Here is a 20068-nt window from a genome sequence, read left to right as displayed (position 1 = left end):
GTGAACGGCTGAGCCGGAACCGGCCCCGCCGATGCGGCCGGGCACGGAACCTGTCCGGATGTCACGCGCGTGGAACGACCTTCTTCTGGGGCAGGACGGGCTGGTGAGCCGCGCCCAGGCGCTGACGCACGGGATCCCGGCCCGGACGATCGCCCGGAGAGTCGCCGAGGGTGCGTGGCGGCGGATCCACCCGGGCGTCTACCTCGTCGGCGGGCACGCACTCACCGACCGGGCTCGCATTCGTGCGGCATGGCTCTGGGGTGGTCCGGCCGCGGTCGTCACCGGTCCTGCCGCCGCGCTCTGGCTGGGCATGCTCGACGGCGCCCCCGGGCCGGTCGACGTGACCATCGGACGGAGGCTGCGCCGTCGGTCACCACCGGGCGTCCGGCTGCGTCACCGCGACCTCGACCCGCTCGATCACGCCATGGTGCGCGGTGTCGGGGTGACCGAACCGGCGTTGACGGTGCTCGAGACCGCCTCGGTGCTCCGCGACGGAGCCACCTTCCTCGACCGTGCCCTCCAGCAGAAGCACGTGCGGTTCGAGTCGCTGCACGACGCCTACTGCCGGTCGGTCGGCGCGTACGGCATTGCCCGCGCCCGTGAGCTGCTGGTCGCCTGCGCCCTCCGGGCCGACTCCGCCGCCGAACGTCGGCTGATCGGCCTGCTCCGGCGGGCCGGGATCACCGGATTCGTCGTAGGGCATCCCTTCGGACGAATGAAGATCGACATCGCTTTTCCCGACGTCCGGTTGGCTCTCGAGTTCGACAGCTGGGCCTGGCACACCGATCCAGACCGCTTCGACGCCGACCGGGAGAAGGGCAACGCGCTGACCGACGCCGGTTGGAGGCTGCTGCGCATCACGTGGAAGGAGCTCACCGAGCGTCCGGACCGGGTGCTGGCCCGGGTCCGTTCCGCCTTGGTCCGCGCCGCATGATCGAACTGTGGGAGACGATCGGTGCCACGGATGGCACCGATCGTCCTACTCTGATCGATCATGATCGGGTCGAACACCTCGGCCCCTGCCCGAGGACGGGTGGTCAGGGCGGCGGGAGCGGGACGCCGTCGTGACGGCTCAGGGCGGCACCGACCGCGGTCAGGGCCGCGGCGGCGATCACCATCACCGCCACCGGCCAGGGGCTCCCGCCGACGGCGCCGGTCAGGGCGGCGGCCACGAACGGGGCGGGTCCGGCCAGGAACGCGCTGTTGAGCTCGCGGGTGGTGGCCACCCCGGCGAAACGGTGGCGGGTGCCGAACAGGCCGGCCAGGAACTTGCCCTGCGCTCCGGCACATGCCGCCCAGCCGATCGCGTAGTTGACAACCAGCGCGACCACGACCAGGACCGGGTCCCCGGCCTGCAGCAGCGCGAAGAACGGGAACGCGAACGCCGCCAGGAACACCGTGCCGCCCAGGAAGACCCGGGCGCTGCCTACCCGGTCGGCCAGCGCGCCGAAGCCCACGCAGGTCACGGCCGAGACCGCGGCCAGTAGCAGCACCCCGAGCAACGCGACGCCCGCGGACACGTCCTGCGACGACGTCACGTAGCTGATCGCGTAAACCGAGGTCACGTACCCGCCGACGCCGACCGCGGTCGGAGCAAGCAGGCCGGCTACCCACGAGCGTGCCCCACCCCGGCCGGTCTCGTCCGCGGCATCGGACGGGGCGGCATCGGACGGGCCGGCAGCGGAGGACCCCGACGCCGCGCGGAACGCCGCCGACTCCTCGATCCGCGAGCGCGCGACGAGCGCCGCGATCACGACCACGGCGCTGAGCAGGAACGGGATCCGCCAGCCATAGGCGAGCATGTCGCCATCGGGCAGCGCGAGCTCGAGCACCGCGAACACCGCCGTCGAGAGCAGTAGACCCACCGACGTCGCCGCGCTGGAGAACGACGCCAGAAACGCCTGACGACTGGGCGGCGCGCTCTCGGTGACGTAGACGAACGCCCCGGCCAGCTCCGCACCGGCGCCGAAGCCCTGCACCAGGCGCAGTGCCACCAGCAGGACCGGAGCGAGCACCCCGGCCGTCGCCGCGGTGGGCAGCACGCCCATCAGCGTCGTCGCGATCCCCATCAGCACGACGGTGAACAGCAGCACCGGCCGCCGTCCCCAGCGGTCGCCCGCCCAGCCGAGGACGATCCCGCCGACCGGGCGTGCCACGAACCCGACCGCGAACGTGGCCAGGCTCAGCAGCGTCCCGGTGAGCTCGGAGGCGCCGGAGAAGAACAGCGGACGGATGTAGAGCGCGGCCGCGATGCCGTACAGGCCGTAGTCGTACCACTCGACGACGCTCCCGACGCCGCCCGCGACGGCGGCCCGGCGGGCCGCGGCGCCGACGCGGGGAGCGGTGGGGGTCGAGGTCATGTCAGAGCCGGTACCAGCGCCGCGCCGTCTCGGACATCACGTTGGCCCGCATGCCCTCGGGGAGGACCTGCAGGAACTCGGCGATGTCGTCGTCGTGGCGGTGCGGGTAGTCGGTGCCGAACATCAGCAGGTCGTCGGTGCCCAGCCATTCGACGATCTTCGCCATCTGCGCGGGCGGGCCGGCGTCGATCGGGGCGATCGAGAACCGGAAGTGCTCGCGCAGCAGGTCCATCGGCGGGCGGTCCACCCACGGGATCTCCCGGCGCAGGCCCTTCCACTCCTTGTTCATCCGCCATCCCCAGGTGGGGATCCAGGTGAAGCCGCAGTCGAGCATCGACACGCGCAGCTCCGGGAACTTCCGCAGCACGCCCTCGGCGATCATCGAGATCACCTGGGCGGCGTAGACCTGGGTCTCGGCCGCGTACTCCTCGACGTACCAGGACGGGAACCCGCTGGTCGACGGCGCACCGTCCGGGGTGCCGCCCCAGTGCATGCCGAGCACCAGGTCGTTGCGCACGACCGCCTCGTAGAGCGGCCACCAGGCACGCTGGCCGTAGAGCTGCTCGGAGCGGACCGGGAGCATCACCTGCCTGAACCCGGGGTGCCCGCCGACCCGGTCGATCTCGTCGGCGGCGGCCTGCGGGTCACGCGCCGGGACGACCAGGGAGCCGACCAGGCGCGGGTCGCGGTCGAGCCACTCGGCGACCAGCCAGTCGTTGACGGCGCGGGCGAGCGCGGCGGCCCAGTCCGGGTGGCGCAGCGAGTCGATCGCGTAGTAGCAGTTCAGGACGGCCTTCTCGACCTGCCACGGGTCGAGGATGTGGCGCTGCAGCGCGCCCAGGTCCGACGCAGGCGGGGCGTCGGCGAGGCGCCACTCGTCACGGGAGGTGGTGGGGGCGTTCGGCGGGTAGGCGACCTTCAGCCCGGAGGGTCCGGCCCAGCCGCGTTCCTGCGCCCACTGCACCCAGACGCGGTCCTGGTACTTGTACAGCGTCTCCATCGACGGGACGTTCGCGTGCACGTCGGCGTCGATCACCGACCCGGACCACAGCTCGGTCCGGGTCGTGTTCTCCAGCAGTGCGGTGGTCATCGGCTCGGTTCCTCTCCCGTTCGACAGGTCACTTCCGGCGCGCACGGCCGGTGCTGACCACGACGTAGTCCTGCTCCACGGCGACCTCGAACGTCTCCGCGATGTAGGGGCCGGGCACGCGGCCGTCGGACTCCGGAGCCGCACCCGTCTCCGCCTCCGGAGTGCCGGGTGCGCCGGGGGCCGACTCGGCGGCGACGTCGGCGCCGCTGCGGACCTCGACCGGGAACCGCTTGGCCTTCACCCGCTTCGGGTCGAAGTAGGACTGCCCGGTGTGCACGTCGAACTCCCAGCCGTGCAGCGGGCAGGTCAGGAACTTGCGGCTCTCGTCGAGCCGCACGTCACCGGGCCCGGAGGACTCGACGAGCCCGATCACCTGGCCCTCGCACAGCGGCCCGGACATGTGCGGGCAGCGGTGCAGGAACGCGACGTACTCGCCGTCGATGTTGAAGATGCCGATCTGCCGCCCGTCCAGCTCCACGATCCGGCGCGACCCGGGCGGGATCTCGTCGGTGCGGGCGACGACGTGCTTGCCCCCGCGCGGACGTTCGGTGGGTGCGGTCATGTCCGTCCTTCCAGGAATGGTCAGGCTTCGCGCAGGGCGCGCTTGTTCATCTCCGGCGCGAACCAGGCCGCACCCGCGCTGAGCAGGCAGACGATGAGCATGAACACCGCGACGTAGAGGTAGTTCGGGGCGCCACCGGCGGCGACCAGCAGCGACGTCGCGATCAGCGGGCCGAAGCCGCCGCCGATCGCACCGGCGACCTGGTAGCCCAGCGACGCACCGGTGTAGCGGGTGCCGGTGGTGAACAGCTCGGCCAGGAACGCGCCCATCGGGCCGTACATCATCCCGTGCGCGACGTAGGTGAACAGGAACGCGACCAGCAGCACCAGCCACGACCCGCTGCCGAACGCGGCGAACAGCGTGAACGCGCTGATCCCGAGAAGGGCACCGCCCCAGTAGTAGATCCTGCGTCGTCCGATGTGGTCGGAGAGCAGGCCGAACAGCGGCATCGCGATCAGCTCGACGACGTTGGCGATGCTCTGCGCCGTCAGCACCTCGGCCCGGCTGAACCCGACCTGCGTGCCGTAGGACGCGCCGAACGTGATGAACACGGCGCTGGCCGCGAACGGTCCGATCACCAGCAGCACGCCGACCAGGACGTTGCGCCAGTCCTTGGTCATGATCTCGACGATCGGCGCCTTCTGCCTCGGCTGCGCCTTCTGCTCCTCGCGCGCGCTGTGCTGATGCTCGTTCCGCCTGCGCTGCTCCCGTTCGAACACCGGGCTCTCGTCGACGCCCAGACGCACCCACAGCCCGACCGCGACCAGCACGATCGAGGCCAGGAACGGGACCCGCCAGCCCCAGGACAGCAGGTCCTCCTGCGGCAGCAGCGAGAGCAGCGCGAACACCGCCGTGGACAGCGTGACGCCGGTCGGCACACCCATCATCCCGACGCTGCCCCACAGGCCGCGCCGCTTGTCGTCGAAGTGCTCGATGGCCATCAGCACACCGCCGCCCCACTCGCCGCCGGCCGCGAGCCCCTGGATGACGCGGGCGACGACCAGCAGGATCGGGGCCCAGATGCCGATCTGGGCGTACGTCGGCAGTAGTCCGACGATGACCGTCCCGAAGCCCATCAGGATGATCGACAGGACGAGCATCTTCTTGCGGCCGATCCGGTCACCGAAGTGCCCGGCGATGATCCCGCCGATCGGGCGGGCCAGGAACCCGCTGGCCAGCGTGCCGAACGCGGCCAGGGTGCCGATCGCCGAGTCGACCTCGGGGAAGAACAGGACGTTGAAGACGATCGCCGCCGCGGTCCCGTAGATGTAGAAGTCGAACCACTCGATGACGGTGCCGATGTAGGTCGAGGTCAGGATGCGGCGCTTGGAGTTGCGCCGCTTCCCGCCGGTCGGGGACGACCCGTCGTGGGTGTCGGCCGAAAGTGCCACGCTGCACTCCTGGAAGTGGTGGGAGGGGAAGCGATCAGGTCCGGTGGCGCGCGGCGCCTAGCCCGCGCTCTCGACGATGGCGTGCGCGGGGCATCCCGCGATGGCCCGCCGGGCCGCGGCCTCCTGGCCGTCGGGGACGGTGCCGTCACCCTTCTCGGTGGCGTAGCCGTCGTCGTCGAGATCGAACAGGTCGGGCGCGTGGCCGTCGCAGAGTCCGAATCCGTCGCACAGGTCGGGATCGACCGTGATCCTCATGTGGGCGCACCTCCAGGCGTCACCGACCCCGCACCGCCATGTCCGGAGCCACCGGTTGAGCGACGAGAACATAACATGTTCTGTGCGGAGAGGGCAGGTCTCCGAGCAAGGTCATCAGCGCCCGGACGCGCCTGCTCAGCGCACCTGCAGGCCGGTCAGCAGCGTGTCGGCGTAGGCCTCGCCGATCTCCCGCGCCGGGATCGCCGTGTCGCCCGGGCGGTACCACCGGTTGCTCCACGCGACCATCCCGATGATTCCGTAGGCGACGACCCACGGCTGCGTCCCGACCGCGAACGTGCCCTCGTCCACCCCCGCCGCCACGACGGCGACGACGGCGTTCTCGTAGCGCTTGTTGTACCCGCGCATGCGCTGTGCCCAGGCCGAACGGTCCGGCGAGACCGCCCCGAGGTGCTCCTGGATGTAGACGTAGAGGAACGGGTAGCTCTCGGCGTAGGAGACCATCAGCTCGACGACCAGGCGCCGCAGCTTCTCCGGGGCCGTCCCGGGACCGGACACGATCTCCTCGGCGCTCAGCGCGTTGCGCTCCACCGCCCCGCCGACGACGTCCTGGAAGAGCTCCTGCTTGCCGCCGATGTAGTAGTAGAGCGACGCCCGGTCCATCGAGAGCGCCTCGGCGACGTCGGCCAGCGACGTGCCGGCGTAGCCGTTGTCCTTGAACAGCTGCCCCGCCGCGGCGACGATCTCGGTCCGCCGCTCCTGGTAGGCGGCGGTGCCCTCGCCCCGCGCGGACTCCCGCCGCTTGCCGATCCCGCTGCTCATGACCGTCAGTGTCCCCGATCCCCGATCACCGGACGGGGGCGGCGTCGGGCCAGTACGGCTCCCGCAGGACCTTCTTGAGCACCTTGCCGGACGCGTTGCGCGGCAGCTCCCCGACGAAGTCCACCGAGGTCGGGCACTTGTAGCGGGCCAGCCGCTGCCTCGCGTGCGCGATCAGCTCCTCCGGGGTGGGGTCGGTGCCCGGGTTGCGCACCACGAGTGCCTTCACCGTCTCGCCCCAGCGCGGCGACGGGACCCCGATCACCGCGACGTCGGCGACGCCCGGATGCGCGGCGAGCGCGTTCTCCACCTCGGCCGGGTACACGTTCTCACCGCCGGAGATGATCATGTCCTTGATCCGGTCGTGCAGGAACAGGTAGCCCTCGTCGTCGGTGTAGGCGGCGTCGCCGGTGCGCAGCCAGCCGTCCCCGCTCAGCGTGGACGCGGTCTCGTCGTCACGGCGCCAGTAGCCGGCCATGTTCTGACCGGACCGGACCCGGATCTCGCCCACCTGTCCGGGCGGGCTCGGCTGGTCGGTCAGCGGGTCGAACACCGCGACGTCGTGCCAGGGCAGCGCGCGCCCGACCGAGCGCAGCAGGCCGGCCCGCGGGCCACCGGGGTCGTGGTCGTCCGGGGCCAGGCCGGCCACGGTGCCCGCGGTCTCGGTCATGCCGTAGACGCCGAGGAACCCGCACCCGAAGCGGTCCATCGCCCGGCGCAGCAGGGCCTCGGTCATCGGCGCGCCGCCGTAGGCGACGAGCTCGAGGCTGGACAGGTCGGCCCCCTCGATCTCCGGGGCGGCGAGCAGCATCTGCACCACGGCGGGCACCAGGAACGAGTGCGTGACCCGGTGGCGTTCGATCAGGCGCAGCATCTCGGCCGGGTCCACCTCGGCCACCAGGACGGTGTGCCCGCCCCGGCCCAGCGTGCTGAGCCCGTAGCCGATGCCGCCGATGTGGAACTGCGGCGAGGGCACCAGGTTCACCGAGTCCGGGCCCATCGCGTAGAACTCGGCGCCCATCCGCGGGGTGAACGCCAGGTTGGCGTGGGTGAGCCGGGCGCCCTTGGGGACACCGGTGGTGCCGGAGCTGTAGAGCTGCAGCACGACGTCGTCCGGCGTGACGGCGACGTCGGGAAGGGTGTCCGGTACGCCGGCGATCCAGGCCTCGTACCCGGCGTCCAGGTCGATCACCTCGACACCGTCCGGGACGAGCGCGGCCTCCGTCGTGCCGGCCAGCACCACCCCGGGGCGGGCGTTGTCCAGCACCGCGGCGATCTCCGGCGGAGCCAGACGCCAGTTCAGCCCGACCAGCACCATCCCGGCGCGGGCCGCACCGAACAGCAGCTCGACGTACTCGGGCCGGTTGCGCGAGAGCACCCCGACCCGGTCGCCGGGCACGAGGCCGGACCCGCGCAGCGCGTGCGCCACCCGGTTCGCCCGCGCGTCGAGCTCGCCGAAGCTCCGCGTGGTGTCACCGCCGGTCAGAGCGGGCCGGTCCGGCCCGAGCGCAACCAGACCAGTGAGCATTCCGCCGAGCGTGGTCACCGCGGGACCTCCTAGTAGCTCTTGGGCAGGCCCAGGCTGTGCTGGGCGACGTGGTTGAGCACCATCTCCTTGCTCACCGGCGCGGTGCGGAACATCCGCGCGGTGAACCACAGGTCGGACAGGCCGTACTCGTTGGACAGCCCGTTCCCGCCGTGGGTCTGGATGGCGTGGTCCAGCGCGTTCACCACGGCCTCACCGGCGGCGTACTTGGCCACCGTGGACGCCTCGGCCGCGTCGCCTCCGGAGTCGGTCAGCTCCGCCGCGTGGAAGGTCATCAGCCGGGCCAGCTGCACCTCGACGTAGGCCTTCGCCATCGGGTGCGCGATCGCCTGGTGGGTGCCGATCGGCGCGCCCCACACGCTGCGCTCGGAGGCGTAGCGGGCGGCGCGCTCGAGGGCGTAGCGGGCGATGCCGTTGGCCTGCGCCGCGGCCGTCACCCGCTCCGGGTTCAGCCCGGCGAAGACCTGCTTGAGACCGTCGCCCTCGGCACCGATCAGCATGTCGGGGGTGACCGGGACGTCGTCGAAGAACGTCGTGAACTGGTTCTCCGGGATCTGCAGCGCCGCGTCGATCTTCTGGAAGGACAGCCCTGGCGAGTCGGTCGGGACCAGGAACAGCGACAGCTTGTGCCGTCCCCGCTCGTCGGCCTCCGGTCCGCGGGCGACGACGAGCACCGCGTCGGCCTCGTCGATGCCCGACGTCCAGTACTTCTGGCCGCGGAGCTTCCAGCCGCCGCCGTCCCCGGAGATGTCGGGGTGCGCGGTGGTGGTGATGTTGTGGGTGTTCGTGCCCGCGTCCGGCTCGGTGATCGCGAACGCGACCTTCTTCGTGCCCTCGCAGATCCCGGGCAGCCACTCCTGCTTCATGTCCTCGGTGGCGTGCGCGGCGAGCAGCGAGCCCGCGATCGCCGGGGAGATCACCAGCATGAACATCGGACAGCCCTGCGAGGCCGTCTCCTCGATGACCAGCGCGAGGTCGACCAGGCCGCCCCCGCCGCCCCCGTAGGCCTCGGGCAGGTGCACCCCCAGGAACCCGGCCGCGCCCATCTCGCGCCAGAGCTCCTCGGGCGGGACGCCGCGCCGGGTCACGTCCTGGAAGTAGGAGCGGCCGTAGCTGCCGACCAGCTTGCCGACGGCCTCGCGCAGCGCCCGTCGCTCGTCGTTCTCGACGAGCATGGTCTCGCGGACCTGTCCCATCATCGGTCCTTCCAGTCGAAGAATCCTCGTCCGGACTTGCGTCCGAGCTCCCCCGCGGCAACCTTCTGCTCCAGTATCGCGGGTGGGGAGTAGCGCTCGCCGTACACGCTCTGCAGGTGCCGGGCGATGTCGAGACGCACGTCCAGCCCGACCACGTCGGACAGCCGCAGCGGCCCGATCGGGTGCCCGTAGGCGACGACCGCGGCCCGGTCGATGTCCTCGGCGGCGGCGACGCCCTCCTCCAGCATCCGCATCGCCTCGAACGCGGAGATGCAGTCCAGCCGGCTGGTCGCGAACCCCGGCACGTTCGCCACGACGATCGACTCCTTGCCGATCGCGGTGGCGACCGACCGCGCGGCGGCGATCGCCTCGTCGCCGGTGGCCGCCCCGCGCACGACCTCGACCAGCGCGATCGACCAGACCGGGTTGAAGAAGTGCATGCCGCAGAAGCGCTGCGGGTCCGGCAGCCCGGCGGCCAGGTCGTCGATCGAGTACGAACTGGTGTTCGACGCCAGCAGCGCGGGCGCGCGCCGTGCGGCGGCGGTCAGCACCGCCCGCTTGAGGTCCAGGCGCTCCGGGACCGTCTCGATCACCACGTCCAGCCCGACGCGGAGCTCGTCGACGGTGCCGACGACCGAGACGAGTCCGGACAGCGCGTCCGCGGCGTCCGGGTCGAGCCGGCCGCGGTCCACCCCGGCCTGGGCCCGGCTCTCCAGCCGGGCCAGCAACCCGACCCGGCGCTCCGCGTCGGACTCGACGACGGTCGTCGCGTGTCCGGACGAGGCGAGCACGTAGGCGATGCCGAACCCCATGGTCCCGGCGCCGACGACCCCGGCCCGCAGCATCCGGTCGCTCATGCCCGCACCGCCCGGCGCAGGCCGACCCGGTCGCGTACGACGTGCCCGGTGACCGTCGCGTCGTCGCCGACGTGCACGAGACCGATCGCGCTGTGCGAGACGGTGCCGCCCTCGAGCCCCTCGGTGTCCGGCAGGCCACCCCGGTAGCGCCCGGCCTGGTCGAGGGCGAACGCGACGTCGCGACCGGCCGAGAACAGCTCGCGGATCTCGGTGTGCGGGTCGTCCAGCAGCGCGTGCGTGCCGTGGCCGCACCAGCCGTCGTCGAGCATCACGGTGCCGCCGTGGCCCAGGTCGCCGGAGCCGAGCCACGCGCGGACGACCGCCTCCGCGTCCGGGTCGGCGGGTTGCGGGATCGCGGCCCAGGGCGCGACGGCCGGGTGGTCCACCGGGTCCGGTGCGCGGTCGGCGAGCTGGCGGCGACGGGAGTGGTAGTCCTCCTCGGTCGCGTTGCGGGTCAGCTTCTCGCCGTCCCAGGCGAAGATGCCGATCCCGGTCCAGGCGGCGGGCGCCATGTCGTCGGCGGCCGACGGGCCGTGCTCGGAGAACCGGACGGCGACCCGCTCGCCGTCGGTGACCACGGCGTGTGCGGTCAGCAGCAGGCCGGGGAAGCGGTCGAGCTGGGCCATGGTGCCGGGGACGTACTCGTCGTCGCGGCCGGCGAGCGTGTGCCCGCCGATCAGGATCTCGTACCCCGGATCCATGATCTCGGCGCAGACCGCCGGATCGGCGCGTCCCAGCCAGTCCACGGAGAACCGGCGGATCAGCCCGACCAGCGGGTGGATCTGCGGTGCCACGATTCTGCGCACCCCTTTCAACGGTTGTGTTGACGCTAACCCCGCCGCGGCCGGACCGTCAACGGAATCGTCAACTCCAGTGTTGACATCCTGCTCGCCTGTGCGGACCATCACAATCCCCATGGCCGGCGAAGGAGCCCCTCATGTCCCGGATGCGCTTCGGCATCTTCCTGCCCCCGCACCACGTCCCGGTCGGCCAGAACCCGACCTGGTCGCTGGAACGCGACGTCCAGCTCATCCAGATGCTCGACAAGATGGGCTTCGACGAGGCCTGGATCGGTGAGCACCACTCCTGCGGCGTCGAGCTGGTCGGCGACCCGCTGCTGTTCATCGCCCACGTCGCCCAGGTCACGCGCAACATCAAGCTCGGCTCCGGCGTGCTGTCGCTGCCCTACCACAACCCCTACATGGTGGCGGACCGCCTGATCCTGCTCGACCACCTGACCCGCGGCCGCGTGATGCTCGGCGTCGGACCGGGGGCGCTGGCCACCGACGCCCTGAGCCTCGGGCTGGACCCCGCCGACGCCCGCAAGGCGCTCGAGACCGACGTCGACGTGCTGATGCACCTGCTGCGCAGCGACGAGCCGATCACCATCGACACCGGGCGCTACAAGCTCGACGAGGCGCGCCTGCAGATGGACGCCTACTCCTGGCCGCACCCCGAGATCGCCACCGCGGCGATCGTGTCGCCGTCCGGACCCCGGCTGGTCGGCAAGCACGGCATGGGCATGATCTCGATCGGCGCCACCATGAGCCAGGACGGCTTCGACGCCCTGGGCATGCACTGGAACGTCGTCGAGGAGCGGGCCAGGGAGTTCGGCCAGAACGTCGACCGGTCGGGCTGGCGCCTGGTCGGCCCGATGCACATCGCCGACACCAAGGACCAGGCGATCAAGGACGTCTCTCACGGCATCGACGCCTGGTTCGACTACCTGCAGCACACCGCGGCCGCCCCGCAGCTCGGCGTGCTGGGCGAGACCACGAAGGAACGGATCGACTTCGTGATCGAGTCCGGGATGGGCATCATCGGCACCGTCGACGACGCCGTCCAGCAGATCGAGCGCCTCGAGGAGCAGTCCAACGGCGGCTTCGGCGCCTACCTCATGTTCGCCCACAACTGGGCGCCGTGGGAGGAGACCCAGCACCACTACCACCTGTTCGCCAACCACGTGATCCCGAAGTTCAAGCGCACCGACCGCCGGCTGCTGGCCAACGAGGCGTGGACCCGCAGCGTCCGCGAGCCCCTCGCGGCCCGTCAGTGGGACGCGATCAACGCCTTCACCGCCCAGCACGCCGAGGAGCAGAAGGCCAAGGGCGAGCAGGGCTCCATGAGCTGACCCGCCACCCCGCGACCTCGCCACGGCGCGCGCCCTTCCGACGGGCGCGCGCCGTTCGGCGTCACGCGCGGGGTCGACGGGTAGCGTCGTACCGGACGGTGACGGTGGTGGGCCGGTCCGGCACGTCGGTGGGCCGGACCGGTGTTCAGGGGGTGGGGGTCCCGTCGAGGGTCAGGCCCTCGTAGTCGTCCTCGCGGACCTTCTCCAGGATCCGGCGGTAGCCGCGGACGCCGCCGACGTAGGGCATGAACACCCGCGGCTTGCCCTCGACCTCGTCGCCGTTGTAGTAGCTCGTCGCCCGCGGGTAGAGCGTGGCCTGCGCGCGCTCGTTGACGTGGTCGACCCACCTGGCCTGCGCGTCGGCGGTGGCCTCGATCCGGTCCGCGCCCTGCTTCTCGGCGTGCGCCAGCAGGCCGGCCAGCCAGTCGACGTGCTGCTCGATCGAGAGCAGGACGTTGGACAGCAGCGACGGGCTGCCCGGCCCGGCGATGATGTAGAGGTTCGGGAAGCCGTGCACGAACGGACCCAGGTAGGTCTGCGGGCCTGCGCTCCAGGCCTCGCGCAGGGTGAGCCCGTCGCGGCCGGTGATCTCCGGGCGCAGCAGGGAGCCGGTCATGGCGTCGAAGCCGGTCGCGAACACCAGGGTGTCCAGCTCGTGCTGGATGCCGCTCGCCAGCCGGACCCCGTTCGGGGTCAGCGCCTCGATCGGGTCCTCCCGGACGTCGACGAGCGTCACGTCGTCGCGGTTGAACGCCTCGAAGTAGCCGCTGTCCACCGACGGCCGCTTCGCGCCGAACGGGAACCCGCGCGGCGTCAGCTTCTCCCGCGTCTCCGGGTCCTCGACCTTCTCGGCGATCTTGCCGCGGATGAAGTCGGACGCGGTCTCGTTCGCCCTCTCGTCCAGGATCAGGTCGTAGTAGGCGAGCACGAACCCGAAGCCGAGCCGCGTCCACGCCTGCTCGTAGGTCTCCCGGCGCTCGTCCGGGGTGGCCTCGAGGGCGGACTGCTTGCTCGGCTTGAAGCCCAGGCCGGACGGCGAGTTCAGCGCCGCCTCGCGGCGCTCGCGGTAGTGGGCCTTGACCTCGGCGTCGCGCTCGTCGGTCAGCGGCTCGTTGGCGGCGGCGATGCTGAAGTTCGGGGTCCGCTGGAACACCGACAGGTGCGCGGCCTCCTGCGCCACGACCGGCACCATCTGCATGCCCGACGAGCCGGTGCCGATGATCCCGACGCGCTGCCCGGACAGGTCGACGCCGTCGTGCGGCCACCGGGCCGAGTGCAGGACCGTGCCGGTGAAGCTCTCCTGCCCGGGCCACCGCGGCGCCTTCGTCGTGGACAGGTTGCCGACGGCCATGATCAGGTGCGCACCGGTCCAGGTCTCGGAGCCTCCGCCTTCCGGGGACACCTCCACCGACCAGCGCCCGGCCGCGTCGTCCCAGGTGGCGCCGGTCATGCGGCGGTGCAGATGGACGTCGCGGAGCAGGTCGAAGCGGTCGGCGACGTGCTCGGCGTAGCTCAGGATCTCCGGCTGGGAGGCGTAGCGCTCGGTCCAGCGCCACTCCTGCTCGAGCTCGGGGCTGAAGGCGTAGGAGTAGTCGTAGCTCTCCACGTCGCAGCGCGCGCCGGGGTAGCGGTTCCAGTACCAGACCCCGCCGACGCCGCCGCCGGCCTCCAGCACGGCCACGGTCCTGCCCTGCTCGCGCAGCGTGTGCAGCGCGCGCAGCCCGGCGAAGCCGGCCCCGATCACGACGACGTCCACGTCCCTGGTCACCCGACGACGTTAACCCCGGCGCCGGGTCCCGGTCAACGCATGTGTTGACAGCCGGGCGCGCGGGACTAGGTTGACAGGCGACGTGACGTACGGAGCACCGGAGGACGACGTGGACCTCGACAGCCTCGAGATGCTGATCTACGAGAAGAAGGACCGGATCGCGGTCCTGACGCTCAACCGGCCCGAGCGCGGCAACGCGCTGTGCCGGCAGCTGCGCGACGAGCTCGACCTGGTGCTCGACGACCTGGACTCCGACGACGACACCCGCGTCCTGGTCGTCAAGAGCAACGGCAAGAACTTCTGCACCGGCTACGACCTCACCGAGTGGGCCTATCTGTGGGACTCGGCCGAGACGCCGTCGCGGCCCGAGGACGCCCGCCCGCACCGGCGTTCCCCGATCTTCTCCCGGCGCGAGTTCCACGAGTCCCGCGAGCGCTGGATGCGTCTGTGGCGGATCCGCCAGGCGACGGTCGGCGTGGTCCGCGGCGCGTGCGTGGCCGGCGGCCTGGACCTGGCCGGCGTGCTGGACATCGTGTTCACCGCCGAGGACGCCACGTTCGGCCAGCCCGAGGCGCGCACCATGGGCGAGATCCACATGTTCGGCATGTGGCCGGTGCACCTGGGCATGCGCAAGACCAAGGAGTGGCTGTTCTCCGGCGACTCGATGACCGGCGTCGAGGCCGCGGAGCTGGGGCTGGCCAACCGCGCCGTCCCGGCCGACGAGGTCGAGGCCGTCGCCATGGCCTACGCCGAGCGGATCTCGCACGTCCCGCTGGAGATGCTCTACGCGCACAAGGAGTCCACCAACCGCTGGTGGGACGCGATGGGCATCACCGCCGCGATCGCCGCGGCCAACGACGCCGACGCGATGGCCATCGCCGGCCCGGCCATGCAGGACTTCCAGCGGGTGCAGCGCGCCAAGGGCGTGCGCGCGGCCGTCGAGGACCGCGACGAGCCGTTCTCGCACCACCGCACCTACTGGGAGGCCTACCAGGCCTCGAAGCAGCAGAAGGACTGACGCGTGCTCGCCCCGGTGGCGCAGCGCCAGGCGGCGCTCGAGAAGCGGTTCCCCACCTGGGAGCCGCGCCGGCTGGACCAGGTGCTCGACGCCGCGGCCGCCGAGTTCGGCGACCGCGACCTGGTCGTCACCGACGGGCGGACCTTCTCCTACGCCGAGATCGCGGACTGGTCGGTCCGGGTCGCGAACGGGCTCGTCGCGGCCGGGGTCCGGCCGGGTGAGCACGTCGCGATGGTGTCGGCGAACCTGCCGGAGTTCGTCGCGCTCAAGTTCGGCATCGCCCGGGCCGGGGCGGTCTGCATCCCGGTGAACTTCCTGAACCGCCGCGACGAGCTCGGCTACGTGCTCGACCAGTCCGACGCGGTGGCCCTGGTGACCATGGACCGGTTCCGGGACCTGGACTACCTGGCCGCGCTGGACGCGTTGATGCCCGGCTGGGAGTCGGCCGGGGGCGGGTCGCGCTTCCCGACGCTGCGGACGGTCGTGCTGCTGCCCACCGGCTCGGCCCCGCCCCGCGAGGGCGCGAGGACGTTCGACCAGCTGGCCGCGACCGCCGAGGGCTTCGAACCGGTGACCGCGACCGGGCCGCACGACACGGCCGACATCCTCTACACCTCGGGCACCACCGGCACCCCCAAGGGCGTGCTGCTCACCCACGACATGCTGCTGCGCACCGCGTACGGCAGCGCGTACGGGCGAGCGTTCCAGGACGGGCGGCGGATCACGTTCTCGCTGCCGATGTACCACGTGTACGGCTACGTCGAGGGCCTGCTCGCGGTGCTGTTCGCCGGCGGCGCGATCGTCCCGCAGCTCGCGTTCTCCCCGGCCGCGACGCTGGACGCGATCTCCCGGCACCGCTGTGACGACGTGCTGTTCATCCCCACCATGACGGCCGCCGTGCTGGATCACCTCGACACCGGCGTGGCCACGGATCTGTCGTCGCTGACCTCGATGATCTCCTCCGGCGGCGTGGCGCCGACCGGGATCTGGGACCGGATCGAGGAGCACCTCCCCGGCGTCGAGCTGACCACCGGCTACGGGATGAGCGAGGTGACGGCCTCGTCCACGGTGACCCGCCCGGACGACCCGCCGGAGCGGCGCCTGAGCACCAACGGCCGTCTGCGCGACGTCGGCGTGGCCGGCGATCCCGCACTGGGCGGGCGGCTCGTCGAGTACAAGGTGGTGGACGCGCAGACCCGCGCGGACGTCGCGGTCGGCGGGGTCGGGGAGCTGCTGGCGCGCGGGCCGGGCGTCACCTCCGGGTACTACCGCAAGCCCGAGGAGACCGACGCCGCGTTCGCCGACGGCAGTTCCGACGGGCGTGGGGCGTGGCTGCGCACCGGCGACCTGGGCCGGCTCGACGCCGACGACTACCTGACGCTGGTCGGGCGGGTGAAGGAGAGCTACCGCTGCGGCGGCGAGCAGGTCATGCCCAAGGAGATCGAGGACGTCCTCACCGGGCACCCGTCGGTCGGCCAGGCCCACGTCGTCCCGCTGCGCGACGAGCGGATGGGCGAGGTCGGGGTGGCCTGGATCGTGGCCCGGCCGGGCACGACGCCGGACGCCGACGAGCTGGTCTCGTGGTGCCGCAAGCGCCTGGCCCGGTTCAAGGTGCCCCGCCACGTGCTGACGATCGAGGTCGCCGACATCCCGACGACCCCGTCCGGGCGTCCCCGCAAGTTCCTCCTCGCCGAGCTGGCCGCTCAGCGGCTTCTCGGCTGAGGGTCCGCTCGTCCCTCCCGTCGAGCCGACGTTGTGCGCTTCTGTACATGGCTGTCCTGGCCCGGGCCCAGCCGCTCGACGCTCCGACCGTGCCCGCGGCCCGGGCCGACGAGCTGGTAGGCGAGGTGCGGGCCGACCGCGACCGTTCCTGATGGACGCGTTCGACGCCGACGTCCTGATCTACGCCGCGTCGGCGGACCATCGGTTCGGGCCCCTGATCCGGGCACTGTTCCCCGCGACGCCCGGCCGAACGGCCGGTGTCGGCTCGGTCCTCCTGTTGCCGGAGGTACTGGCGAAGCCGATGCGCACCGGGGCGGCGGGCGAGCTCACCGCCCTGGTCGGCCTGCTGAGCCGGCTGAACCTACGACCGGTGGACGCCGTGACCGCCGAGGTCGCGACGACCGTGGCGGTCGCCTACGGCCTGCGTGCTGCCGACGCCACACACCTGGCGACGGCCGTCGTGGCCGGAGCCGATCGGTTCGTCACGAACAACCGGCGGGGCTTCTCGGCCGCCATCGCCGAGATCGACGTGGTGTACCCCGAGATGCTCGACGAGCAGTTTAGTGACCCGTTCCTGCCCGTCAGACGGAGCGGGTGGGGCGGCGGAGGCGGACCAGGCCGTCGATGGCCAACGCGTAGCCGGTGACACCGAACCCGACGACGATCCCGGCCGCGACCGGCGAGACGAACGAGTGGTGCCGGAACTCCTCGCGCCCGTGCACGTTCGAGATGTGCACCTCGATCGTCGGGAGCTCGGCGCCCTCGACGGCGTCGTGCAGCGCGACCGAGGTGTGGGTGTAGGCGGCCGCGTTGAGGACCGCGCCCAGCGCCGTCCCCCGCTTCACCGCGGCGCCTGCCTCGTGGATCCAGTCGACGAGCACTCCCTCGTGGTTGGTCTGGCGGAAGTCCAGGTCCAGGCCCTGACGGGTGGCCTCCTCCCGGCAGAGCGCCTCGACGTCGGCCAGGACCGTGGTGCCGTACACGTCCGGCCGACGGGTGCCGAGCAGGTTCAGGTTCGGGCCGTTGAACACGAACACGGTCGACATCGCGGGCTCCTGGCTGGGATCGGGTCGCCGGGGTCGGATCGCTGGGATCGGATCGCCGGCGTCGGGCGGCGGTCGGCTGCGATCCTTCCCCACCCGGACCGCGCCGACCGGCCCCACCCTCGTGCGGGGCTCAGGCCCAGCCGGGGCGGACCAGGCCGCTCTCGTAGGCCAGCACCACCAGCTGCGCACGGTCCCGCGCACCGAGCTTGGTCATCGCGCGGCTGACGTGCGTCTTGGCGGTGGTCGGGCTCATGAACAGGCGGGCGGCGATCTCGTCGTTGGACAGGCCCGCCGCGACCTGGACGACGACCTCCCGCTCGCGGTCGGTCAGCGCGTCGAGCGCCGTCGCGTCGGCGGCACCCGGGCGGGAGCGGGCCGCGAACTCCGCGATCAGGGTGCGGGTGACGGCCGGGGCGAGCAGCGCCTCGCCGCCGTGCACCACCCGGATGGCCTTGATCAGGTCGGCCGGTTCGCTGTCCTTGACCAGGAACCCGCTGGCGCCGAACCGGATCGCGTCGAAGACGTAGGAGTCCTCGGTGAACGTGGTCAGCACGATCACCCGGACGTCGGCCAGTGCCGGGTCGGCGGTGATGTCGCGGGTGGCGGCGAGCCCGTCGTGGCCGGGCATCCGGATGTCCATCAGGACGACGTCCGGGCGCAGCTCGCGCACCCGCGCGACGGCCTCGGCCCCGTCGGCGGCCTCGGCGACGACCTCCAGGTCGGCCTGCGACCCGAGCAGCGCGCGGAAACCCGAACGGACCAGCGCCTGGTCGTCGGCGAGCAGGACCCGGATCATCGGCGCACCGTATCGGGGCCGTCGCCGGGTGCGGGGTCGGTGGACGCGGGGTCGGTGGACGCGGGGCCGACGGACGCGGGGCCGGGTTCCGGCCCGGCCGGGACGAGCGGCAGCCGGGCGTGCACCCGGAACCCGCCGTCCGGCCCGGAACCGGTCTCCAGCGTCCCGCCCAGCGCGTGCGCGCGCTCGCGCATCCCGACCAGCCCGTTCCCGTCGTGCACCTCGCCGGGCGCGCCGGCGCCGTCGTCGTCGACCCGGATCTCCAGCGCGTCGCCGGAGTGCCGGAGCAGCACCGTCGCGCTCGCCGGCCCGGCGTGCCGCAGCGCGTTGGTCAGCGACTCCTGCACGATCCGGTACGCGGCCAGGTCGGTGCCGGTCGGCAGCACCCGCGGCGGGCCCTCGGTGCGCAGGACGACCGGCAGACCGGCGCCGCGGACGTCGTCGAGCAGGGCCTCGAGCCGGTCCAGGCCGGGCGTGGGGTGGTGCGGGGCCTGCTCGTCGACCCCGCGCAGCACACCCAGGGTGGAGCGCATCTCGCGCAGCAGCTCGCGGCTGGACCGCTTGATCTCGGTCAGCGCGGTGCGGGCCTGCTCCGGGTCGTCGTCCATCAGGAACAGCGCGACGCCGGCCTGCACGTTGATCAGCGAGACGTGGTGCCCGAGCACGTCGTGCAGCTCCTGGGCGATCCGCAGCCGCTCCTCCCCGGCGCGGCGGCGCTGCTCCTCGGCCTGCACGGCCCGGGCCTGCGCGATCCGCTCCCGCCGGGCCCGCCACAGCGCCCCGGCCGCGGCGAACGCGGTCAGCCACGCCAGCCACAGCACCAACCCGGACCAGGGGATCGGCCGCCCGAGCAGCAGCAGCGTCGCGCCGAGCAGCAGCATCGCGGTCACCACGACCGCCAGTACCCGGCGGTGCCATCCGGCGGCGACCGCGGTGAACACCGCCACCAGGGTCGCGAGCGGGACCGGCCCGAACGGGTAGTCCGCGACGACGTAGAGCCCGAGCACGAGGACGCAGACGGCCACCGCCAGCGGCGGCCGGACGCGTCGGAGGACGAGTGCGGCCGGCCCGATCAGCAGCAGCACCACCGCGAGCGCGCCGAACGGCCGGGACGTGGGCTCGGCGTACGCGGCGAACCGCGACCCGCCGAGGCTCACGGCCGCGACGGCGGCGGGCAGGACGATCGTCGGGACCACCCCGCCCCACCAGCTCGGACGGGGCTCGGCGGACATCTGACACACGGTAGGGCAGCCGGGCGGCCGCGGCGTCCTCCCGGCGGAGGCGGTCCGGGTACCCCCGCGGGAGTACCGCCGGCGCGACGGGTGCACCGGGGGTGGCAGGGCAGCCGACACCCGGGGACGGACGCGCGCAGGCCGTGCGCAGCGGAGTCTCGCTTCCATGACGAACACCGACATCACAGCCGACCCGACCATCCCCTCGGCCCCGCGCACCGTCGCCCCGGGCGGCGCGGAGCTGCTGGCCTCCGACGCCGAACGCGAACGCGTCGCCGACCGGCTGCGCGCCGCCGCGTCCGACGGGCGGCTCACCCTGTC

General features: G+C 72.4%; 20 protein-coding genes. 6 read left to right on the top strand and 14 right to left on the bottom strand.

Features of this window, described 5'->3' with window-relative positions; all coding sequences use genetic code 11:
• Nucleotides 1-58: 58 nt before the first annotated feature.
• Nucleotides 59-934 carry a type IV toxin-antitoxin system AbiEi family antitoxin domain-containing protein gene (locus tag I4I78_RS09150; RefSeq protein WP_218610808.1) on the top strand — a complete coding sequence of 292 codons (876 nt, stop codon included), beginning with the start codon at nt 59-61 and terminating at the stop codon, nt 932-934.
• 103 nt (nt 935-1037) lie between these two features.
• Here the strand turns inward: I4I78_RS09150 and I4I78_RS09145 are convergent, their stop codons facing one another.
• The 10 genes from I4I78_RS09145 to I4I78_RS09100 all read right to left on the bottom strand — a co-directional run bounded on the left by I4I78_RS09145 (nt 1038) and on the right by I4I78_RS09100 (nt 10828).
• Complete coding sequence (locus I4I78_RS09145) at nt 1038-2360, bottom strand: MFS transporter (protein ID WP_218610807.1); 1323 nt, start codon at nt 2358-2360, stop codon at nt 1038-1040.
• A 1-nt stretch (nt 2361) separates the two neighbouring features.
• Nucleotides 2362-3450 carry an amidohydrolase family protein gene (locus I4I78_RS09140; protein WP_218610806.1) on the bottom strand — a complete coding sequence of 363 codons (1089 nt, stop codon included), beginning with the start codon at nt 3448-3450 and terminating at the stop codon, nt 2362-2364.
• 28 nt (nt 3451-3478) lie between these two features.
• Nucleotides 3479-4012, bottom strand: a complete 534-nt coding sequence (locus I4I78_RS09135) for a Rieske (2Fe-2S) protein (protein WP_218610805.1) — start codon at nt 4010-4012, stop codon at nt 3479-3481.
• A gap of 20 nt (nt 4013-4032) precedes the next feature.
• Nucleotides 4033-5403, bottom strand: coding sequence for an MFS transporter (locus I4I78_RS09130; RefSeq protein WP_218610804.1), 1371 nt, complete (start codon nt 5401-5403; stop codon nt 4033-4035).
• A 57-nt stretch (nt 5404-5460) separates the two neighbouring features.
• Entirely contained in the window at nt 5461-5658 is a 198-nt protein-coding gene (locus I4I78_RS09125; RefSeq protein WP_218610803.1) for a ferredoxin, read from the bottom strand.
• 135 nt (nt 5659-5793) lie between these two features.
• Nucleotides 5794-6438, bottom strand: coding sequence for a TetR/AcrR family transcriptional regulator (locus I4I78_RS09120; protein WP_218610802.1), 645 nt, complete (start codon nt 6436-6438; stop codon nt 5794-5796).
• A 25-nt stretch (nt 6439-6463) separates the two neighbouring features.
• Nucleotides 6464-7981, bottom strand: a complete 1518-nt coding sequence (locus tag I4I78_RS09115; RefSeq protein ID WP_308251986.1) for a long-chain-fatty-acid--CoA ligase — start codon at nt 7979-7981, stop codon at nt 6464-6466.
• Nucleotides 7982-7992: 11 nt separating this feature from the next.
• Nucleotides 7993-9177: an acyl-CoA dehydrogenase family protein gene (locus tag I4I78_RS09110; protein WP_218610801.1), complete on the bottom strand. Its 1185-nt coding sequence runs from the start codon at nt 9175-9177 to the stop codon at nt 7993-7995.
• Nucleotides 9177-10034 carry a 3-hydroxyacyl-CoA dehydrogenase family protein gene (locus I4I78_RS09105; RefSeq protein ID WP_218610800.1) on the bottom strand — a complete coding sequence of 286 codons (858 nt, stop codon included), beginning with the start codon at nt 10032-10034 and terminating at the stop codon, nt 9177-9179. Before I4I78_RS09105 ends, I4I78_RS09110 begins: the two co-directional genes overlap by 1 nt.
• On the bottom strand, nt 10031-10828 hold the full coding sequence (locus tag I4I78_RS09100) for a nuclear transport factor 2 family protein (RefSeq protein ID WP_218610799.1): 798 nt from the start codon (nt 10826-10828) through the stop codon (nt 10031-10033). Before I4I78_RS09100 ends, I4I78_RS09105 begins: the two co-directional genes overlap by 4 nt.
• A gap of 143 nt (nt 10829-10971) precedes the next feature.
• On the opposite strand from I4I78_RS09100, the gene I4I78_RS09095 reads away from it, so the two are divergent.
• Nucleotides 10972-12165 (top strand): LLM class flavin-dependent oxidoreductase, encoded by a 1194-nt coding sequence (locus I4I78_RS09095; RefSeq protein ID WP_218610798.1) that lies wholly within the window; start codon nt 10972-10974, stop codon nt 12163-12165.
• A 145-nt stretch (nt 12166-12310) separates the two neighbouring features.
• Here the strand turns inward: I4I78_RS09095 and I4I78_RS09090 are convergent, their stop codons facing one another.
• Nucleotides 12311-13933, bottom strand: a complete 1623-nt coding sequence (locus I4I78_RS09090) for an NAD(P)/FAD-dependent oxidoreductase (RefSeq protein ID WP_218610797.1) — start codon at nt 13931-13933, stop codon at nt 12311-12313.
• Nucleotides 13934-14015: 82 nt separating this feature from the next.
• On the opposite strand from I4I78_RS09090, the gene I4I78_RS09085 reads away from it, so the two are divergent.
• From I4I78_RS09085 to I4I78_RS09075, 3 genes are all read left to right on the top strand, one after another.
• Nucleotides 14016-14951, top strand: coding sequence for an enoyl-CoA hydratase-related protein (locus I4I78_RS09085; RefSeq protein WP_218610796.1), 936 nt, complete (start codon nt 14016-14018; stop codon nt 14949-14951).
• 3 nt (nt 14952-14954) lie between these two features.
• Nucleotides 14955-16673, top strand: coding sequence for a class I adenylate-forming enzyme family protein (locus I4I78_RS09080; protein WP_218610795.1), 1719 nt, complete (start codon nt 14955-14957; stop codon nt 16671-16673).
• A 151-nt stretch (nt 16674-16824) separates the two neighbouring features.
• The gene (locus I4I78_RS09075; protein WP_218610794.1) at nt 16825-17319 is read left to right on the top strand and encodes a PIN domain-containing protein; all 495 of its coding nucleotides are present in this window, start codon (nt 16825-16827) and stop codon (nt 17317-17319) included.
• Here I4I78_RS09075 and aroQ read toward each other — a convergent pair.
• The 3 genes from aroQ to I4I78_RS09060 all read right to left on the bottom strand — a co-directional run bounded on the left by aroQ (nt 17255) and on the right by I4I78_RS09060 (nt 19747).
• Nucleotides 17255-17719 (bottom strand): type II 3-dehydroquinate dehydratase, encoded by a 465-nt coding sequence (aroQ, locus tag I4I78_RS09070; protein ID WP_218610793.1) that lies wholly within the window; start codon nt 17717-17719, stop codon nt 17255-17257. The genes I4I78_RS09075 and aroQ overlap by 65 nt on opposite strands.
• Nucleotides 17720-17849: 130 nt before the next feature.
• Nucleotides 17850-18515, bottom strand: a complete 666-nt coding sequence (locus I4I78_RS09065; protein WP_218610792.1) for a response regulator transcription factor — start codon at nt 18513-18515, stop codon at nt 17850-17852.
• Entirely contained in the window at nt 18512-19747 is a 1236-nt protein-coding gene (locus tag I4I78_RS09060) for a sensor histidine kinase (RefSeq protein ID WP_218610791.1), read from the bottom strand. Before I4I78_RS09060 ends, I4I78_RS09065 begins: the two co-directional genes overlap by 4 nt.
• Nucleotides 19748-19913: 166 nt before the next feature.
• Here I4I78_RS09060 and I4I78_RS34215 point away from each other — a divergent pair.
• Nucleotides 19914-20068 (top strand): DUF1707 domain-containing protein (locus tag I4I78_RS34215; RefSeq protein WP_218610818.1); only part of this gene is annotated, 155 nt, incomplete at its 3' end.

The organism is Pseudonocardia sp. KRD291, from assembly GCF_019263595.1.
In the GTDB taxonomy this organism is placed as follows: domain Bacteria; phylum Actinomycetota; class Actinomycetes; order Mycobacteriales; family Pseudonocardiaceae; genus Pseudonocardia.
Note: the sequence above shows the minus strand (reverse complement) of the source record. Positions and strands in the feature narration are given on the sequence as shown.

What these genes read in the sequence shown, in the direction of transcription:
- I4I78_RS09095 (WP_218610798.1), top strand. Translation starts at nt 10,972, where the DNA reads ATGTCCCGGATGCGCTTCGGCATCTTCCTGCCCCCGCACCACGTCCCG.
- I4I78_RS09060 (WP_218610791.1), bottom strand. Translation starts at nt 19,747, where the DNA reads ATGTCCGCCGAGCCCCGTCCGAGCTGGTGGGGCGGGGTGGTCCCGACG.
- I4I78_RS09125 (WP_218610803.1), bottom strand. Translation starts at nt 5,658, where the DNA reads ATGAGGATCACGGTCGATCCCGACCTGTGCGACGGATTCGGACTCTGC.
- I4I78_RS09065 (WP_218610792.1), bottom strand. Translation starts at nt 18,515, where the DNA reads ATGATCCGGGTCCTGCTCGCCGACGACCAGGCGCTGGTCCGTTCGGGT.
- I4I78_RS09145 (WP_218610807.1), bottom strand. Translation starts at nt 2,360, where the DNA reads ATGACCTCGACCCCCACCGCTCCCCGCGTCGGCGCCGCGGCCCGCCGG.
- aroQ (WP_218610793.1), bottom strand. Translation starts at nt 17,719, where the DNA reads ATGTCGACCGTGTTCGTGTTCAACGGCCCGAACCTGAACCTGCTCGGC.
- I4I78_RS09140 (WP_218610806.1), bottom strand. Translation starts at nt 3,450, where the DNA reads ATGACCACCGCACTGCTGGAGAACACGACCCGGACCGAGCTGTGGTCC.
- I4I78_RS09150 (WP_218610808.1), top strand. Translation starts at nt 59, where the DNA reads ATGTCACGCGCGTGGAACGACCTTCTTCTGGGGCAGGACGGGCTGGTG.
- I4I78_RS09135 (WP_218610805.1), bottom strand. Translation starts at nt 4,012, where the DNA reads ATGACCGCACCCACCGAACGTCCGCGCGGGGGCAAGCACGTCGTCGCC.
- I4I78_RS09110 (WP_218610801.1), bottom strand. Translation starts at nt 9,177, where the DNA reads ATGGGACAGGTCCGCGAGACCATGCTCGTCGAGAACGACGAGCGACGG.
- I4I78_RS09105 (WP_218610800.1), bottom strand. Translation starts at nt 10,034, where the DNA reads ATGAGCGACCGGATGCTGCGGGCCGGGGTCGTCGGCGCCGGGACCATG.
- I4I78_RS09075 (WP_218610794.1), top strand. Translation starts at nt 16,825, where the DNA reads ATGGACGCGTTCGACGCCGACGTCCTGATCTACGCCGCGTCGGCGGAC.
- I4I78_RS09120 (WP_218610802.1), bottom strand. Translation starts at nt 6,438, where the DNA reads ATGAGCAGCGGGATCGGCAAGCGGCGGGAGTCCGCGCGGGGCGAGGGC.